Origin of the sequence: Variovorax sp. J2L1-78, from assembly GCF_030317205.1 — a bacterium.
GTDB classification, from domain to species: Bacteria; Pseudomonadota; Gammaproteobacteria; order Burkholderiales; family Burkholderiaceae_C; genus Variovorax; species Variovorax arabinosiphilus.
In genome coordinates this window covers 1407966-1425590 of the sequence record NZ_JASZYB010000001.1, presented here as the reverse complement: position 1 = coordinate 1425590, position 17625 = coordinate 1407966, and the positions used below count along the sequence as shown (strand labels likewise).

At 66.2% G+C, this 17625-nt stretch carries 15 protein-coding genes; 12 read left to right on the top strand and 3 right to left on the bottom strand.

What is annotated here, in order from left to right; all coding sequences use genetic code 11:
- Positions 1-5 precede the first annotated feature (5 nt).
- From QTH86_RS06845 to QTH86_RS06810, 8 genes are read left to right on the top strand one after another with little or no spacing between them, the layout of a single operon-like run.
- A complete protein-coding gene (locus QTH86_RS06845) occupies positions 6-557 on the top strand; it encodes a chemotaxis protein CheW (protein ID WP_444813596.1) in 552 nt (183 codons plus the stop codon).
- Complete coding sequence (locus QTH86_RS06840; protein ID WP_286645423.1) at positions 542-2332, top strand: methyl-accepting chemotaxis protein; 1791 nt, start codon at positions 542-544, stop codon at positions 2330-2332. The genes QTH86_RS06845 and QTH86_RS06840 overlap by 16 nt, the downstream gene beginning before the upstream one ends.
- Positions 2333-2351: 19 nt before the next feature.
- Positions 2352-4274 (top strand): methyl-accepting chemotaxis protein, encoded by a 1923-nt coding sequence (locus QTH86_RS06835; RefSeq protein WP_286645424.1) that lies wholly within the window; start codon positions 2352-2354, stop codon positions 4272-4274.
- A 10-nt stretch (positions 4275-4284) separates the two neighbouring features.
- A complete protein-coding gene (locus QTH86_RS06830) occupies positions 4285-4830 on the top strand; it encodes a chemotaxis protein CheW (protein WP_286645425.1) in 546 nt (181 codons plus the stop codon).
- 39 nt (positions 4831-4869) lie between these two features.
- Positions 4870-6888: a methyl-accepting chemotaxis protein gene (locus QTH86_RS06825; protein ID WP_286649381.1), complete on the top strand. Its 2019-nt coding sequence runs from the start codon at positions 4870-4872 to the stop codon at positions 6886-6888.
- Between the two features lie 19 nt (positions 6889-6907).
- Entirely contained in the window at positions 6908-8140 is a 1233-nt protein-coding gene (locus QTH86_RS06820; RefSeq protein ID WP_286645427.1) for an EAL domain-containing response regulator, read from the top strand.
- Positions 8137-8940: a CheR family methyltransferase gene (locus tag QTH86_RS06815; protein ID WP_286645428.1), complete on the top strand. Its 804-nt coding sequence runs from the start codon at positions 8137-8139 to the stop codon at positions 8938-8940. Before QTH86_RS06820 ends, QTH86_RS06815 begins: the two co-directional genes overlap by 4 nt.
- Before the next feature lie 25 nt (positions 8941-8965).
- Positions 8966-10033: a protein-glutamate methylesterase/protein-glutamine glutaminase gene (locus QTH86_RS06810; RefSeq protein WP_286645429.1), complete on the top strand. Its 1068-nt coding sequence runs from the start codon at positions 8966-8968 to the stop codon at positions 10031-10033.
- 12 nt (positions 10034-10045) lie between these two features.
- On the opposite strand, the gene QTH86_RS06805 is transcribed toward QTH86_RS06810, so the two are convergent.
- The 3 genes from QTH86_RS06805 to QTH86_RS06795 form a co-directional block, all read right to left on the bottom strand.
- A complete protein-coding gene (locus tag QTH86_RS06805; RefSeq protein ID WP_286645430.1) occupies positions 10046-10651 on the bottom strand; it encodes a phospholipase D family nuclease in 606 nt (201 codons plus the stop codon).
- A 77-nt stretch (positions 10652-10728) separates the two neighbouring features.
- Positions 10729-11442: an alpha/beta hydrolase gene (locus QTH86_RS06800; RefSeq protein WP_286645431.1), complete on the bottom strand. Its 714-nt coding sequence runs from the start codon at positions 11440-11442 to the stop codon at positions 10729-10731.
- 220 nt (positions 11443-11662) lie between these two features.
- On the bottom strand, positions 11663-12037 hold the full coding sequence (locus tag QTH86_RS06795; protein WP_286645432.1) for an Hsp20/alpha crystallin family protein: 375 nt from the start codon (positions 12035-12037) through the stop codon (positions 11663-11665).
- A gap of 123 nt (positions 12038-12160) precedes the next feature.
- On the opposite strand from QTH86_RS06795, the gene QTH86_RS06790 reads away from it, so the two are divergent.
- The 4 genes from QTH86_RS06790 (at position 12161) to pnp (ending at position 17617) form a co-directional block, all read left to right on the top strand.
- Positions 12161-13444, top strand: a complete 1284-nt coding sequence (locus QTH86_RS06790) for a branched-chain amino acid ABC transporter substrate-binding protein (protein WP_286645433.1) — start codon at positions 12161-12163, stop codon at positions 13442-13444.
- Positions 13445-13464: 20 nt separating this feature from the next.
- Positions 13465-14625, top strand: a complete 1161-nt coding sequence (locus tag QTH86_RS06785; protein WP_286645434.1) for a pyridoxal phosphate-dependent aminotransferase — start codon at positions 13465-13467, stop codon at positions 14623-14625.
- A gap of 194 nt (positions 14626-14819) precedes the next feature.
- Positions 14820-15086, top strand: a complete 267-nt coding sequence (gene rpsO / locus QTH86_RS06780; protein WP_007837783.1) for a 30S ribosomal protein S15 — start codon at positions 14820-14822, stop codon at positions 15084-15086.
- 218 nt (positions 15087-15304) lie between these two features.
- Positions 15305-17617 (top strand): polyribonucleotide nucleotidyltransferase, encoded by a 2313-nt coding sequence (gene pnp, locus QTH86_RS06775; protein WP_286645435.1) that lies wholly within the window; start codon positions 15305-15307, stop codon positions 17615-17617.
- Positions 17618-17625 lie beyond the last annotated feature (8 nt).

Sequence of the window (17625 nt, the reverse complement as noted above, 5' to 3'; positions counted from 1 at the left end):
GCGTGATGAACACCGCTGCAATCCAGAGCCGGGGCTTGGCCCCGACACCGGCCGCGATGGCTGCCCCCCCCGAACCCCTGCAGTACCTGACCTTCATGCTCGGCGGCGAAGCCTTCGCCATCGGCATCCTGGCGATCAAGGAAATCATCGAGTACGGCCACTTGACGGAGGTACCGATGATGCCCGCGAGCGTGCGCGGGGTGATCAACCTGCGCGGCGCGGTGGTGCCGGTGATGGACCTGCAGGCGCGCTTCGGCCGCCCGGCCAGTGCTGTGACCAAGCGCACCTGCATCGTGATCGTGGAAACCGCGCCGACGGATGCAGCCGACGACGGCCAGGTCATCGGCGTGGTGGTCGATGCGGTCAGCGAGGTGCTGGAGCTGCCGGCCTCCGACATCGAGCCCCCACCGAGCTTCGGCTCGGCCATCCGCAGCGACTTCGTCTGCGGCATGGCCAAGGTCCGCGGCAAGTTCGTCATCGTGCTCGACGCCGCGAACGTGCTGTCGATCGAGCCTGTTCTCCTTGAAGCTAGAAGGCATCTATGTTCTCCAACATGAAACTGGCGACCAAGCTCTTTGGCGCCTTCGCGATCGTCCTGGCCTTGATGGCGGGGCTCGGCTTCTACGCCATCGTGCAGCTTTCGACCGTGAACGGCTCGACGATCGACCTGGCGACGAACTGGATGCCGAGCATTCGGAATTACCTGTCCATCAAGTCGGACATGAACCGGGTCCGGGTGCTGGAATACCGCGCCATTCTTGCGGATGACCCGCCCGCCATTGCGCAAGTCCGCACTGAACTCGACAAGCAGAACACCAAGGTGCAAACGTTGGTGGATCAGCAGCGCGCGCTCGTGAGCACGCCCGAGGAGCAAAAGCTTTACCAGACGTTCACGAGCGCGCTCGGGGCGTTTCTGGCCGAGCACCGCAAGGTCATCGACCTCGCGTCGGCGGGGAACGACGGCGAAGCCACGAAAACCATGCAGGGAGAGTCGCTCAAGCAATACAACCTGCTGCGCGAGACGCTGGACAAGCTCTCGGACACGAACGTCGAAGGCGGTGACGCAGCGGCTGCGTCGGCCGCGCAGACCTATGCCACGGCGCGCATGTATGTCGTCGGCGCGTTGATCTTCTGCGTGATCGTGGCGCTGTTGATGGCGTGGACCATCACGCGCAACATCACGCGCCCGATCGGCGTGGCCGTGGAGATCGCCAACAAGCTTGCCCGCGGCGACATGTCCGTGCAGATCGACGTGCATGGCAAGGATGAGACCGCCCAGCTTCTGCAGGCCATGAAGGATATGGCGGCCGTGACGGCGAGCAGCGTGGGCGACGTGGTGCGGGTGGTGGGCGGCATGGCGCAAGGCGACCTGACGCAGCGTGTGGATGGCCAGTACCCGGGGATCTACGACGAGTTGAAGACCTATGTGAACACCACGGCCGACAAGCTGGGCCAGGTGGTGGCCGAAGTCAATGGCAGTGCCGAGTCGCTGGCCAGTGCCTCCGAGGAGGTGAGTGCGACGGCGCAGTCGCTGAGCCAGGCGTCCAGCGAACAGGCCGCCGGCGTCGAAGAGACCAGCGCGTCGATGGAAGAGATGACGGCGTCCATCTCGCAGAACACCGAGAACGCCAAGATCACCGACAGCATGGCGACCAAGGCGGCGGCCGAAGCCAGCGAAGGCGGCGAAGCGGTCAAGGCCACGGTGGCAGCGATGAAGCAGATCGCCCAGAAGATCAACATCATCGACGACATCGCCTACCAGACGAACCTGCTGGCGCTCAATGCCGCCATCGAGGCGGCGCGTGCCGGCGAGCACGGCAAGGGCTTCGCGGTGGTGGCAGCCGAAGTGCGCAAGCTGGCCGAGCGCAGCCAGGTGGCGGCCCAGGAGATCGGCACCGTGGCCACGTCCAGCGTGGAGCTGGCCGAGCGCGCGGGCAAGCTGCTCGATGCGATGGTGCCCAGCATCAACAAGACCTCGGACCTGGTGCAGGAGATCACGGCGGCGAGCGAGGAACAGTCCTCGGGCGTGGGCCAGATCAACTCGGCGGTGAGCCAGCTGAGCCAGACGACGCAGCAGAACGCGACGAGCTCGGAAGAGCTGGCGGCCACGGCCGAGGAGATGAGCAGCCAGGCCGAGCAACTGCAGCGCACGATGAGCTTCTTCAAGCTGGGCGGTGCCAGTGCAGCGGTGTCGGCACGCAAGCCGATCAAGGGCACCGTGGCCAAGGCACCCAAGCCGATGGTCACCAGCCGCAAGAGCGGCAGTCCGAGCCTGGCGCTGGCGGGTGGCGAGCTGGTCGGCGTGGACGAGAGCCACTTCGCTCGCTACTGAAAAGACCACTGGGAAAATCATGAAACTCAGCCTCAAGCTCCCTTTGGTTTTTGCGTTCGTGCTTGCCCTGGTTCTCGCCGCGGCCCTCTACGGCATCAGCAGCCTGAACCAGTCGGTGAACAGTTATGGAACGGTGGTTCAGGCCAGCCATGACAACGAACGCGCCGTAGGCGACCTGACCATCGCCTTTAAGTTGCAGGTTCAGGAATGGAAGAACACGCTGCTGCGTGGCAAGGAGCCCAAGGATCTGGACAGGTACTGGGGCGCCTTCTCCAAGCTGGAACAGGAGGTGGCCGCCAAAGCCAAGAAACTGCAGGCCGTGCTCCCCCAGGGCGAGAGCAAGTCGCTGGTGGACAAATTTGTTCAGGCGCACGCCAAGATGGGTGAGAGCTACCGCAAGGGGTTCGATGCTTTCAAGGCCGCTGGCTTCGACCCCACAGTGGGCGACGCTGCCGTGCACGGGATGGACCGCGAGCCCGTCCAGCTGCTGGATGAAGCAGGCGACAAGATCGCCGCCGACAGTGCCGCAGTTTCGACCCAGGCCGGAGTGGACGGCAAGCGTGCTACGACGCTCAGCTTGGTCCTGATGCTGTTGGCATTTCTCCTTGGGATCGGTGCCAGTGTCTGGTTCAGCCGAAACGTCATCAGGCAGCTTGGCGGCGAGCCGGACTATGCAGCCGATTTGCTGCGGCAGGTGGCGAACGGCGATCTGAACGCCGATGTCAGGCTCAGGAAGGGCGACGAGCACAGCATGCTGTTCGCGGTGCACCAGATGGTTCTGCGCCTGAAGCAGGTGATCGAAGGGCAACGCTCTGTCGTAGACGCTGCGAATCACGGCAGGTTCGACACGCGCGTCGAACTGGCCGGGCTTCAGGGCTTTCAGAAAGAGATGGGCGAAGGCCTGAATACGCTGGTCATGACCACCGGCGACAGCATCAACGATGTGGTCCGCGTGATGGGGGCGATGGCGCAGGGTGATCTCACAAAGACCATCGAGAAGCCCTACCAAGGCTCGTTCGAAGAGATGAAGACATATGTGAACGACACGGTGTCCAAGCTCTCGCGGGTGGTCAAGGAGGTCAATGGCAGTGCCGAGGCCCTGGCGGGAGCGTCCGAAGAAGTCAGCGCTACAGCACAGTCACTGTCACAGGCGGCCAGCGAGCAGGCGGCCGGCGTCGAAGAGACGAGCGCGTCGATGGAGCAGATGACCGCCTCGATCTCGCAGAACACGGAAAACGCCAAGGTCACTGACGGCATGGCCAGCAAGGCCGCAACCGAAGCCAGCGAAGGCGGCGAAGCTGTCAGGGCCACGGTGCTGGCGATGAAGCAGATCGCCCAGAAGATCGGCATCATCGACGACATCGCCTACCAGACGAACCTGCTGGCACTGAACGCGGCGATTGAAGCCGCCCGTGCCGGAGAGCATGGCAAGGGCTTCGCGGTGGTGGCCGCCGAAGTGCGCAAGCTGGCAGAGCGCAGCCAAGTCGCGGCACAGGAGATTGGTGAGGTGGCCGGTTCCAGCGTCGAACTCGCTGAGCGCGCGGGCAAATTGCTCGACGCGATCGTGCCGAACATCAAGAAGACCTCTGACCTGGTACAGGAGATCACGGCGGCCTCGGAAGAGCAGAGTTCCGGTGTTGGGCAGATCAATTCGGCGGTGACGCAGCTGAGCCAGACCACGCAGCAGAACGCGTCGAGCTCGGAAGAGCTGGCCGCGACGGCCGAGGAAATGAGCAGCCAGGCCGAGGAACTGCAGCGCATCATGAGCTTCTTCAAGCTCGACGGTGCGACGGTGGTGTCGTCGGTGCGCAAGGCGAGCAGGAGCACGCCCATCCGCGTCGCCAAGCCGGTGATGGCCGGCCGCAAGAGTGCAGGTCAAAGTCTGGCGCTGGCGGATGGTGACCCGGCCGGCGTGGACGAGAGCCACTTCGCCCGCTATTGAGGACACCGAGATGAGCACTGCTGCACTTCAGAGCCGGGCGACCGGTGCAAACAAGGTCGCGACCCTGGTGGCCGCGCCCCCCGAGCCCCTGCAATACCTGACCTTCATGCTGGCCGGCGAGATGTTCGCCATCGGCATCCTGGCGATCAAGGAAATCATCGAGTACGGCCACTTGACGGAGGTGCCGATGATGCCCGCGAGCGTGCGCGGGGTGATCAACCTGCGCGGCGCGGTGGTGCCGGTGATGGACCTGCAGGCGCGCTTCGGCCGCCCGGCCAGTGCTGTGACCAAGCGCACCTGCATCGTGATCGTGGAAACCGCGCCGACGGATGCAGCCGACGACGGCCAGGTCATCGGCGTGGTGGTCGATGCGGTCAGCGAGGTGCTGGAGCTGCCGGCCTCCGACATCGAGCCCCCACCGAGCTTCGGCTCGGCCATCCGCAGCGACTTCGTCTGCGGCATGGCCAAGGTCCGCGGCAAGTTCGTCATCGTGCTCGACGTGGCGAACGTGCTGGCCATCGAAGATTTTTCCACCCTGGTCGATCTCCCGGCCTGATTCACGCCGTCACAACGTCAAGACAAGCAAAGGCTCCCCATGTTCAATCAAATGCGTCTCGCGACCCGCCTCGGGTTCTGCTTTCTCGTCGCACTGGCGGCACCGGCGGTGCCGTGGGCACTGGCGCAGGCGCAGGTGCTATCGGCCGGGGCCGCATGGGCGGTGGCGGGCGTCGCCGCCATTCTGAGCATGCTGATCGCCGCCTCGGCGACGGCCGACATCACCCGCGCCGTGAAGGCCGCCGGGGACGCCGCACGTCGATTGACCGAGGGCGACTTCCGGGAGTCGACCGAAGCATCGGTCACGCCGTCGACCGAGCTGGGGGCGCTGCACGCTGCGCAGCATGCGTTGCTGGAGAAGCTCAAGCGCGTGATGTCCGAACTGGGGCGCATGTCGCGGGAGCACGATGCGGGCGACATCGACGTCGTGATCGACACCGGCGGGCTGCAGGGCGAGTTTCTGCACATGGCCAGCGGCATCAACCAGATGGTGGGCGGCCACATCGCAGTCAAGAAGAAGGCCATGGCCTGCATCGCCGAATTCGGCCGCGGCAACTTCAATGCGCCGCTGGATGCCTTCCCCGGCAAGAAGGCCTTCATCAACGACACCATCGAGCAGGTGCGCCGCAACCTGATCGGCCTGATCGCCGAGATGAACCGCATGTCCACCGAGCACGACAAGGGCGACATCGACGTCTTCATCGATGCGTCGCGCTTCGACGGCGATTTCCGCGCCATGGCCGAGGGCATCAACCAGATGGTCGGTGGCCACATCGCGGTCAAGAAGAAGGCCATGGCCTGCATCGCCGAGTTCGGCCGCGGCAACTTCAACGCGCCGCTGGACGCCTTCCCCGGCAAGAAGGCCTTCATCAACGAGACCATCGAGCAGGTGCGCTCCAACCTCCAGGCGCTGATCGTCGATACCAAGCTCCTGGTCGAGGCCGCCACCGCCGGCCGGCTGGACATGCGGGCCGATGCCAAGCTGCACCACGGCGATTTCCGGGAGATCGTCGACGGGATCAACAGCACGCTCGACGCCATCGTGGAGCCGGTGAACGAGGTCAGCCGTGTGCTCCACGTGATGGCGCAGGGTGATCTGACCCAGGTCGCGCGCACGGACTTCAAGGGGCAGTTGCAGTCCCTCTGTGAAAGCGTCAATGCCACGGTAAGCAAGCTGGCCGAGGTGGTGGCCGAAGTCAATGGCAGTGCCGAATCGCTGGCCAGTGCCTCCGAGGAGGTGAGCGCGACCGCCCAGTCCTTGAGCCAGGCGTCCAGCGAACAGGCGGCCGGCGTGGAAGAGACCAGCGCGTCGATGGAAGAGATGACGGCCTCGATCTCGCAGAACACCGAGAACGCCAAGATCACCGACAGCATGGCGACCAAGGCGGCGGCCGAAGCCAGCGAAGGCGGCGAAGCGGTCAAGGCCACGGTGGCAGCGATGAAGCAGATCGCCCAGAAGATCAACATCATCGACGACATCGCCTACCAGACCAACCTGCTGGCGCTCAATGCCGCCATCGAGGCGGCGCGTGCCGGCGAGCACGGCAAGGGCTTCGCGGTGGTGGCAGCCGAAGTGCGCAAGCTGGCCGAGCGCAGCCAGGTGGCAGCGCAGGAGATCGGCACCGTGGCCACGTCCAGCGTGGAGCTGGCCGAGCGCGCGGGCAAGCTGCTCGATGCGATGGTGCCCAGCATCAACAAGACCTCGGACCTGGTGCAGGAGATCACGGCGGCGAGCGAGGAGCAGTCCTCGGGCGTGGGCCAGATCAACTCGGCGGTGAGCCAGCTGAGCCAGACGACGCAACAGAACGCGACGAGCTCGGAAGAGCTGGCGGCCACGGCCGAGGAGATGAGCAGCCAGGCCGAGCAGCTGCAGCGCACGATGAGCTTCTTCAAGCTGGGCGGTGCCAGTGCAGTGGTGTCGGCACGCAAGCCGGTCAAGAGCGCCGTGGCCAAGGCGCCCAAGCCGATGGTCAGCGGCCGCAAGAGCGGCAGCCAAAGGCTGGCGCTGGCGGGCGCCGACGTGGCGGAGGTGGACGAGAGCCACTTCGCGAGCTATTGAGTCGCCGACCATGCAAGCGATGGCGCCCGCTCTCCTGAAACGATCGATCCTGGTCGTCGACGACAGCGCCGTGCAGCGTCAGCACGCTGTGACGCTCTGCCGTGCGCTCGGCATCTCGGCGGTGCACGAAGCGGCCGATGGGCTGGAGGCGCTGGCCGCGATCGAGGCGCTCGATGTGATGCCGGGCCTGCTCATCGTCGATCTCGAGATGCCCAGGATGGATGGCATCGAACTAATCGAGGAGCTGCACCGGCGTGGCGTGCATGTGCCGATCGCACTGGTGTCCTCCCGGGAGCACCCCCTGATCGAATCGGTGCAGGCCCTGGGCCATTCGGTCGTGGCCGGTCTGCGCAAGCCGCTGACGCACGAGAACCTGGTGACCGCATTGAGCGCCGGCAGCTCGTTTCTTGCCACGATCCCTTCGCGAAGCCGCCTGCTGCGCCTGCCGATCACCGTGGCGATGTTGCGCCAGGCGATTGCCGAGCGCGCCATCGTCCCGCACTTCCAGCCGAAGGTCGATACGCAAAGCTGTGCGCTGCAGGGCGTCGAGGCGCTGGCGCGCTGGTCGCACCCCACGCTCGGCATGGTTCCGCCGGACGAGTTCATCCCGATCGCGGAGAGCACGGGCCTGATCCACGCGCTCACGCTGTCGATCATGGAACAGGCCTTCGCGCAGTGCGCGGACTGGAACGAGCAGGGCCTGGTCCTGTCGGTGGCCATCAACCTGTCGCCGAGGCTGCTCGTGCATCCGGAGATCGTGATGCAGATCTGCGAGCTGCAGCGGCGCTACCGGCTGCGCGCCGAGCAGGTGATTCTGGAGGTCACCGAAAGCTCGGTGGTCGATGCCACGGGGTCCGCGCCCGGCGTGCTCGCGCGCCTGCGGCTCAAGGGCTTCGGGCTGTCGATCGACGACTACGGCACCGGCTTCTCGTCGCTGCAGCAGCTCACACGCATTCCCTTCACCGAACTGAAGATCGATCGGGCCTTCGTCTGCGGCGCGCACCGGCGCAAGAGCATCCGCACCATCCTCGAATCGGCCGTCGAGCTGGCGCACCGGTTGCAGCTTGCGACGGTCGCGGAGGGTGTCGATGCCGTTGACGACTGGCGGCTGCTGCAATCCTTTGGCTGCACGCAGGGCCAGGGATGGCTCATCGCGCCTGCGATGACGGGGCCGGAATTGCAAGCCTGGGCGGCAACCTGTCAAGAACGCTTGGCGCCGTTGCAGGCGCTGGCACATCCCTCCTCGCCATGAACAGCCAGTCCATCTCCGACCGCGACTTCGCCAACTTCCAGCGCTTCATCTTCGACGCGGCGGGCATCACCTTGTCGCCGTCCAAGAAGGCGCTGGTCTGCGGACGCCTGGCCAAGCGGGTGAGCGCGCACGGCCTGGATGGCTACGCCGCCTATTTCGCCCTCCTCAAGAAGGGCGATGCGCCCGAGGAAGTGCAGACGGCCGTTGACCTGCTCACGACCAACGAGACCTACTTCTTTCGCGAGCCCAAGCACTTCGACCTGCTGCGCGCCGCCGCGACGGCCCACACCGGCCCCGGGCCGTTCAGGGTGTGGAGCGCGGCGAGTTCGAGCGGCGAGGAGGCCTACAGCATCGCGATGGTGCTGGCCGATTGCCTGGGCGAGCGGCCCTTCGAGGTGCTCGGGACGGACATCAGCACCCGCGTGCTCGCCCGCGCCCGCGTGGGCCACTACCCCGAACAGCGCGTGCGGCAGATCCCGCAGAACTACCTCAAGAAGTACTGCCTCAAGGGCATGGGCGATCAGCAGGGCACCTTGCTGGTCGACCGCTCGCTGCGCCAGAAGGTGCGCTTCGCGCATGCCAACCTCAACGAGCGGCTGCCCGATCTCGGGCTCTTCGACGTGGTGTTCCTGCGCAACGTGCTGATCTATTTCAACGGCGAAACCAAGCGGCAGGTGGTGGCACGCGTGCTGGGGCCGCTCAAGCGCGGCGGTTTCTTCTTCATCGGCCATTCGGAGAGCCTCAACGAGGTGAACACCGACGTCGTGCAGATGGCGCCCGCGGTCTACCGCAAGCCCTGATGGCCCGGCACGAAAACGCTACCGAATGAAATCCATCCAGGTTCTCGTGGTCGATGACTCGGCGGTCGTGCGCCAGGTGCTGACGGCCCTGATCGACGCCACCCCGGGCATGGAGGTCATGCACGCCGCAGCCGATCCGCTGCTCGCAATGGAACGCATGCGGCGGCAGTGGCCGGACGTGATCGTGCTCGACGTCGAGATGCCACGCATGGACGGCATCACCTTCCTGCGCAAGATCATGACGGAGCGCCCGACGCCGGTGGTGATCTGTTCCACGCTGACCGAGCAGGGCGCCAAGACCACGCTGGAGGCACTGGCCGCCGGCGCCGTGGCCATCGTGACCAAGCCCAAGCTGGGCCTCAAGCAGTTCCTGACGGATGCAGCGGACGACCTAGTCACCACCGTGCGGGAGGCCGCCCGGGCCAACGTGCGGCGGCTGGCGCCGCGGCGCGAGGCCGCACCCCTGCAACCGGTCGCCAAGCTCACGGCCGATGCGATCCTGCCGCCGGGTGCCGGCCGCGCCATGACGCAGACCACCGAGCGCGTGGTGGCCATCGGCACGTCCACCGGCGGCACGCAGGCGCTCGAGGAGGTGCTGACGGCGCTACCGCGTGTGTGCCCGGGCATCGTGATCGTGCAGCACATGCCCGAGAAGTTCACGGCGGCGTTCGCCAGCCGGCTCGACAGCGTCTGCCGCATCGCCGTCAAGGAAGCCGAACACAACGACCGCGTGCTGCCCGGCCGCGCGCTGATCGCCCCGGGTGGCAAGCACATGGTGCTGCGACGCAGTGGGGCGCAGTACCACGTGGACGTGGTGGACGGCCCGCTGGTGAACCGGCACCGGCCCTCGGTCGACGTGCTGTTCCGTTCGGTGGCCAAGTGCGCCGGCGCCAACGCGGTGGGCATCATCATGACCGGCATGGGCGACGACGGCGCGGCGGGGCTGCTCGAGATGCACAACGCCGGCGCGCGTACCGTGGCGCAGGACGAGGACAGCTGCGTCGTGTTCGGCATGCCCAAGGAGGCGATCAAGCGCGGCGGCGTCGACAAGACGGTGACGCTGTCGGCGATCTGGCGTGAGATCGGCGCCTGAAGCCAGGCGCCGCTACGGCTTTTCCTCGGTGCTGCCGTCGGCGTCGAACACCATGCCGGGCCGGTACTTTGCCGATTCCTTCTGCAGCCGCTGGAACTCGGCCGCGTAGGTGCCCGCGAGCTGGGGCCAGCGGCGGAACAGGTTGAAGTTCTCGGCGTTCTGCTGAGCCCCGGCACGGGTGAAGTTCATCGAGCCGAAGCCCACCGTGTCCTGGTCGATGACCACGAACTTGTGGTGCATGACCGGGTAGCGCGCGTTGATCCACAGCGGCACGCCGTGGTTGTGGAAGTAGGTTGCGCTCGAATAGCGCAAGCTCACCTGTGAGCGGTCGAGCACGACGCGCACGTCGAGCCCGCGTTCACGCGCCTGGTCGATGGCTTTTGCGAGGACCGACGAGGTGAAGTAGTAGCCCGCGATCCAGACACGCTGGCGCGCCTGCGCCATGGCCTGGGCGATCGCGCGATCGGTTCCGTCGTCGGGGGAGAAGAAGACCTGGACCTGGGCACCCGCCGAAGGCGCCGGCAACGGGACGACGGTGGCGGTGGCGTGCGCGTGAGTGACCGCAACGGCCAGGAGCGCCCAGGCGCAGGCGAGGGTGGTCCCCCGGAATGGCGTCATGCGATCTTCCCTGAATGAGCGGCAGCGGGTGTGCCGGACCGCCCATTGTCGCGGCCGCCGCGTCGAACCGGTGCGCGTCAGGCCGGCAGGGCCATCGCAGCCGGCTGCGTCTTCGGGCTCGCGAACGAAGGGAGAGGCAGCACGTCGAGCAGGCTGCGCCAGAGGCGCGACCATTGCGGCCAGTCGTGGCCGCCTTCGGTCGTGAACACATGACCGTCGGGCAGCACGTCGGCCAGCAGCTGATGGTTCGCGGCAAAGCGGTCGGCCAGGCCGTAGCCCAGGTACAGCCGCGGGAGCATGCCGGTGGAATCCGGGTCGGCGTATTGCTGCAGCCAGGGCCAGAGCTTGCGGTCGATCTCGTCGTCGGTCGGGGCTTCGGGCGCTTTCCAGGCGCGCAATCCACCGGCCTTCTGGATTTCGGCGCCGATCGGCCGGCGGCCCAGGTAGGGCGCGAGGACGACGATGCCGTCGACGAGGCCAGGGCGGCTCAGTTCATGGGTGAGGGCACCGAAACCGCCGATCGAGATGCCGACCAGCCAGATGGTGGCGTAGCCGGCGCTGCGCGCGGGGGCCAGCACGTCGTCGCTGAGCCGCTGCACGAAACTCTGGTCGTAGTAGTACGACACGTTCGCGTCGACCAGCATCACGTCGGCCGCCACGTCCCGCTCGCGTACGGCGCTGACGAAACCCTCGCGCTCGAACTCTTCCGGCTTCAGAAAGGCACCCGGCAGGAACACCAGGAGCGTGTCCGAACGCTGACCTGGCTTGGCGGTCTGCAGATGTGTGTCCAACGGGGAGCCCCTTTATGTCGAGACCCCGCTGAACACGGGCTTTTCAGCGGAAGCGCGACCTCGAATTAAGAAAATAGTTTTGTAAAACAATCACTTGGCGTGATCTTTTACACACCTTTCAGATTGAAGCATAAAAAAAGCCGGCCACAAATGTGGCCGGCCGGCGTATTGGGGGAAAAGTGTAAGTAAAAGCGGCGAGACGCCGCCTTCACGCCGCCCCTCAGTTGATGGCGAGCGGCTGCACCTGGCTCACCGGCACGACCTTGCCCAGCTTGAGGGTCAGGACACCGTTCTCCAGCTTTGCGTCGCTGGCGGTGACGTCGATGGCTTGCGGCAGTTCGTAGGCGGCCTTGAAGGGGCGCTTGGCATCGGCCTTGGTTTCGATGCGCACGACAGGGCCTTCGATGCCGATGCTGAGGTCGTCACGCGACAGGCCGGGCACGTCCAGGCTCAGCGTCCAGGTCTTGTCGTCCTGCTCGACATTGAGCGAACGCTGCGGGCCGCTCGGGAACGTGTCGTTGACGAAGCGTTCGAAGCTGCGGTCGAGGGCGCGAGGGACGAAGCGGGCGGTGCGGACGGCGGGTGCGAAGAACATGGTGAGACTCCTGAAGATGAACACAATGGGGACAAGAAAGGTGTGTCCCGTACACTGCGCGGCCGTTCAACATGAGTGCCGCTTGCCACCTCATCTAGGCATGCGCGCACGCGTTTCAAGAGAATGAATCAGAGCTTTATTTGGCGCCGTCGGGCCTTGAAATTCGCGGCCTCGGCGCTATGCGTGGCGGTCGCCGCGCCCGCGGTGCAGGCCCAGCCCGCGGCCCCCATCCGCCTGGCCCTGATCGAGAGCATGAGCGGCCCCTTCGCGAACACCGGCGAGGCCGTGTTCCGCAACATTCTCTGGGCCGTGGAGCGCGTCAACGCCCGCGGCGGGGTCAAGCTGCCGGGCGGTGCCCGCCTGCTGCAGCTCGACCGCTACGACAGCAAGGGCCAGAACGAGGAGGCGCTGTCGGCACTGCGCGCCGCCATGGACGACGGCGCGCGCATCGTATTGCAGGGCAACTCGTCGGCGACGGCGGCGGCGCTGGTCGACGCCATCGACAAGAACAACGAGCGCGACCCGTCGCGCCGGGTGATCTTCCTGAACTACTCCGCGGTGGACCCGGTGCTGACCAACGAGCGCTGCAGCTTCTGGCACTTCCGTTTCGACGCGCACGCCGACATGCGCGTGACGGCGCTGATGGACGTGGTGAAGGATGACGCGTCGCTCAAGCGCGTCTACCTGATCGGCCAAGACTACAGCTTCGGCCAGGCCGTGCTGCGCGAATCGAAGCGGCAGCTCACGGCGTTGCGGCCCGATGTGCAGGTGGTCGGCGACGAACTGCATCCCATGGGGCGGGTGAAGGACTTCTCGCCCTACGCCACGAAGATCATCGCCAGCGGCGCGCAGGCCGTGATGACCGGCAACTGGGGCAACGACCTGACGCTGCTGGTCAAGGCGGCGCGCGAGGCCGGCTTCAACGGCAGCTTCTACACCTTCTACGGCAACGCGCTGGGCGCGCCGGCGGCCATCGGCGACGCCGGCATCGGCCGCGTGATCGCGGTGGCCGACTGGTTGCCGAACGTGCAGACGGCCCCCTCCGAAGCCTTCTACCAGTCGTTCCGCGCGCGCTTCCCGAAGCCGTCCGAAGACTACGTGCACATGCGCATGCAGCTGCTGGTCGAGTCGCTGGCCCAGGCGATCGAGCGCGCCGGCAGCACCGACACGGTGGCAGTCGCGCGGGCCCTGGAGCGGGCCGACGTCACGCTGGCCGGCCAGCGCGGCCGCATGCGCGCGGCGGATCACCAGTTCCAGCAGCAACTGGTCGTGGGCATGATGGACAAGCAGGGCGCCCCCGGCGTGAAGTTCGACGTCGAGGGCTCGGGCTACGGCTTCCGCGTCGTGAAGACCGTGGCCGCCGAGCGTGCCGAGATGCCCACCACCTGCAAGATGCAACGCCCCTGAGCGGGCCCGGAGAACCCAGCATGCGCCAAGCCATCCTCGACCTCGAAGCCTCCAAGATCCGCGAAGTCGCCAACGCCGGCATCGGCCGCGACGACGTGCTCGCCTTCTGGTTCGGCGAGAGCGACGAAGTCACGCCCGAGGTCGTGCGTCAGGCCGCGATCGATTCGCTGCAGCGCGGCGAGACCTTCTACGCCCACAACCTCGGCCTGCCCGAGCTGCGCGAGGCCATCGCCGGCTACGCCAGCAGCCTGCACCCGCGGATCGACGCGTCGCGCATCGCCGTCACCTCCGGCGGCGTGAATGCGCTGATGCTGGCGGTGCAGGCGCTGGTCGATGCGGGCGACGAGGTCGTGGCCGTGACGCCGGTGTGGCCCAACCTGGTGGCGCAGCCCGCCATCATGGGCGCCATCGTGCGCACCGTCGCCCTGAAGCCGGTCGACGGCGAATGGACGCTCGACCTCGAGGCGCTGCGCGCCGCCATCACCTCGCGCACCAAGCTGCTGATCGTCAACGCGCCGAACAACCCGACCGGCTGGACGCTGACCGGTGACGAGCAGCGCGCCATCCTCGACCATTGCCGCCGGGCCGGCACCTGGATCCTGGCCGACGAGGTCTACGAGCGCCTGTACTTCGAGCCGACGCCCAACGGCTGCGCGCCGAGCTTCCTGGACGTGGCCGCGCCGGACGACCGCCTGGTGGTGGCCCACAGCTTCTCCAAAAGCTTCCTGATGACCGGCTGGCGCCTCGGCTGGCTGGTGCTGCCGCCGGCGCTCGTGGACGGGATGGGCAAGCTGATCGAATTCAACACCTCGTGCGCGAGCGTGTTCACCCAGCGCGCGGGCGTGGCCGCGATCCAGCACGGCAAGGACATCACGCCGCGCGTCGTGGCCCACCTGAAGGCCTGCCGCGACGTGCTGGTGCCGTTGCTGGCGGCCGTGCCCGGCGTGCAGGTGGCACCCGCCAGGGGCGGCATGTACGCCTTCTTCAAGCTCGACGGCTTCGACGATTCCCTGGCGGTCGCCAAGCGCCTGGTCACCGAAGCCGGCCTGGGCCTGGCGCCAGGCAATGCGTTCGCCCCGGAGGCGCAAGGCTGGCTGCGCTGGTGCTTCGCGTCGAAAGACCCGCAGCGCCTGGTTGAAGGCGTCCGTCGCCTCAAAATCTGGCTTGCCGCCTGTTCGTGAAACACCGCGGAACCGGCTTCGCCGGGCCGCTGGTGTTGCCCCCGGTAGGGGGTGCGGAGCGCTACACGCAGTGAGCGCGACCTGGGGGCGAGCCAAGGCAGGCTATAATGCTGGGCTATCCGCCGCAAGGCACACGGTGCGTGCAGTTCCAGCGCACACCGCAAGTCAAACTATTTGGAACGAAGGAAATCATCATGATCGCAGCCTCCATCAAGGCCGAAGTCGTCAAGGACAACGCCCGCGCCGCCAACGACACGGGCAGCCCCGAAGTGCAAGTCGCACTGCTGACCGCCCGCATCAACGAGCTCACCCCTCACTTCAAGACCCACGCCAAGGACCACCACGGCCGTCGCGGTCTGCTGCGCATGGTGAGCCGCCGCCGCAAGCTCCTGGACTACCTCAAGTCCAAGGATGCCGACCGTTACACCGCGCTGATCGCCAAGCTGGGCCTGCGCAAGTAATTCGAATCGCATGCAAAAAACGCCTGGGTTAGTCCGCTAGCTCAGGCGTTTTTTACTTCGCGAACAAGTTTTCGGAGCGACAGAACAGAGCGAAGCTGTGTCATTCCAATGGGGTTCGTGCCGAGCCTCGCTGGAATGGCATCGTGTTCTGCGAAGCGCTCCAACCCCTGCGGGTGCTGCCGATACGGTGGTTCGCCGCTCTCAAATCAGGAGCAAACATGAGCCTCTTCAACAAAGTCACCAAGTCCTTCCAATGGGGCGACAAGACCGTCGTCCTGGAAACGGGCGAAATCGCCCGCCAGGCCAGCGGCGCGGTCAAGGTCGACATCGACGGCACCGTCGTGCTGGCCACCGTGGTCGCCTCCAAGTCGGCCAAGCCCGGTCAGGACTTCTTCCCGCTGACCGTCGATTACATCGAGAAGACCTATGCCGCCGGCAAGATCCCCGGCAGCTTCTTCAAGCGCGAAGCCAAGCCGAGCGAACATGAAACCCTGACCAGCCGCCTGATCGACCGCCCGATCCGCCCGCTGTTCCCCGAAGGCTTCCTCAACGAAGTGCACGTGGTCATCCACACGCTGTCGCTCAACCCCGAAGTCGACGCCGACATCGCCGCCATGATCGGCGTGAGCGCCGCGCTGTCGGTCTCCGGCATTCCGTTCAGCGGCCCGATCGGCGCGGCCCGCGTGGGCTACATCAACGGCCAGTACGTGCTGAACCCGGGCCAGACCGCCCGCAAGGATTCGCAGATGGACCTGGTCGTCGCCGGCACCGAAGCCGCCGTGCTGATGGTCGAGTCGGAAGCCCTGCAGCTGTCGGAAGAAGTCATGCTGGGGGGCGTGGTGTTCGGCCACGAACAGGCCAACATCGCGATCAACGCGATCCACGAACTCGTCCGTGACGCCGGCAAGCCGGTGTGGGACTGGACGGCACCGGCGGAAGACGAAGCCTTCGTTGCCAAGGTCAACGGCCTGGCCGAAGAGAAGCTGCGCGCGGTCTACCAGATCCGCAGCAAGCAGGCCCGCACGCAAGCCCTGCGCGAAGCCAACGCCGGCGTGATGGCCGCGCTGAAGGAAAGCGGCGAGCCTTTCGATGCGGGCAAGGTCAACGACCTGCTGTTCGCGATCGAATCGAAGATCGTGCGCAGCCAGATCCTCGAAGGTGAGCCGCGCATCGACGGCCGCGACACGCGCACCGTGCGCCCGATCGAGATCCGCAATTCCGTGCTGCCGCGCACCCATGGCTCGGCCCTGTTCACCCGCGGTGAAACCCAGGCGCTGGTCATCACCACGCTGGGTACCGAGCGCGACGCACAGCGCATCGACGCGCTGGCCGGCGAGTACGAAGACCGCTTCCTGTTCCACTACAACATGCCTCCCTTCGCCACCGGCGAAGTCGGCCGCATGGGCTCGACCAAGCGCCGCGAGATCGGCCACGGCCGCCTGGCCAAGCGCGCGCTCGTCGCCGTGCTGCCGTCGAAGGAAGAATTCCCGTACACGGTGCGTGTCGTCTCGGAAATCACCGAGTCGAACGGCTCGTCGTCGATGGCCTCGGTCTGCGGCGGCTGCCTGTCGATGATGGACGCCGGCGTGCCGATGAAGGCCCACGTGGCCGGCATCGCCATGGGCCTGATCAAGGAAGGCAACCGCTTCGCGGTGCTGACCGACATCCTGGGCGACGAAGATCACCTGGGCGACATGGACTTCAAGGTGGCCGGCACGACCAACGGCATCACCGCGCTGCAGATGGACATCAAGATCCAGGGCATCACCAAGGAAATCATGCAGGTTGCCCTGGCGCAAGCCAAGGAAGCGCGCATGCACATCCTGGGCAAGATGCAGGAAGCCATGGGCGAAGCCAAGGCTGAGGTCTCGACCTTCGCACCGCGCCTGACCACGCTGAAGATCAACCCCGAGAAGATCCGCGACGTGATCGGCAAGGGCGGCGCGGTCATCCGCGGCCTGCAGGAAGAAACCGGCACGACGATCAACATCGACGAAGACGGCACCATCACCATCGCCTCGACCGACCCGGAAAAGGCCGAGTTGGCCAAGCAGCGCATCGAGCAGATCACGGCGGAAGTCGAAATCGGCAAGGTGTACGAAGGCCCGGTCACGAAGATCCTGGACTTCGGCGCGCTGATCAACCTGTTGCCCGGCAAGGACGGTCTGCTGCACATCAGCCAGATCGCGCACGAACGCGTCGAGAAGGTCACCGACTATCTGAGCGAAGGCCAGATCGTGAAGGTCAAGGTCCTCGAGACGGACGAGAAGGGGCGCGTCAAGCTGTCGATGAAGGCCCTGACCGAGCGTCCGGCCGGCATGGAATTCCAGGAACGTGCACCGCGCGAAGACCGCGGTGACCGTCCGCCGCGCAACGACCGCGGCCCGCGCGAAGACCGTGGCGACCGCGCACCGCGTGGCGACCGTCCCCCGCGCTTCGAAGAGCGTGGCAACGGCGGCGAGCAAGCGCCCGAGCAGGGCGCCGCACAGCCGGTGTCCGACGCGAACCGCGGCGGCGACCAGCAAGGCTGAGAAAGAAG